The organism is Vibrio sp. 704, assembly GCF_033339295.1.
On record NZ_JAWOUH010000569.1, the window covers coordinates 1 to 639 of the forward strand.

A 639-nucleotide genomic window follows, 5' to 3' on the forward strand; every position below is an offset into this window, starting at 1 on the left:
TACATGGCAACCATCCAGTTCAAGTACTGATAACAATTTGATTAGTAAAGGGGAAGTTTGGTCTTCCCCTTTAGTCGTTTTTAGGAAATAGCATTTAAACTCGTATGAATCTAATGAAATCAAGTATCGCTCTGTTGATCTCATCCGTTTTGATTCCTGCCCACGCAGCGAATTTAAACGATGCACAAGCAGTGCAGAGTAAAACTAACCAAGCATCAGCGGTTAGCCAAAAACGTATTGATGCAAGCGCAGAAAAGGCTCTGACGCTGGAAGCGGAAATCGAACAGCTTCAGGAAGAAGTCAGCAACTTGAAGATTTATCGTGATCATCTTTCAAGTTTGGTCGAAAGCCAACATCAAGAAGTGAACAGTTTGAACGAGCAAATTGAGCAGATTGCTCAAACTCGTCAGGGTGTCGTGCCATTGATGTATCACATGCTTGAAGGACTCAAGCGTATAGTGGCCAGCGACAAACCTATTCGTAAAGCTCCGCGTGAAGAACGCATTGCGAAGCTTGATGATCTGATGATACGAGCCGATGTTGCCGACGCAGAGAAATTCCGTCGAATCCTAGAAGCCTACCAAATTGAAATGGACTACGGCACCAAGCTTGGTATCTACCAAGGCAAAATTAAACTAG

The 639-nt window shown here is 43.5% G+C and carries 1 protein-coding gene; it reads left to right on the forward strand.

Going from position 1 to position 639, the window contains the following annotated elements:
- Positions 1–104: 104 nt before the first annotated feature.
- The coding region (locus R7R24_RS27805; RefSeq protein ID WP_318120300.1) for a DUF3450 domain-containing protein at positions 105–639 on the forward strand (535 nt) is incomplete at its 3' end.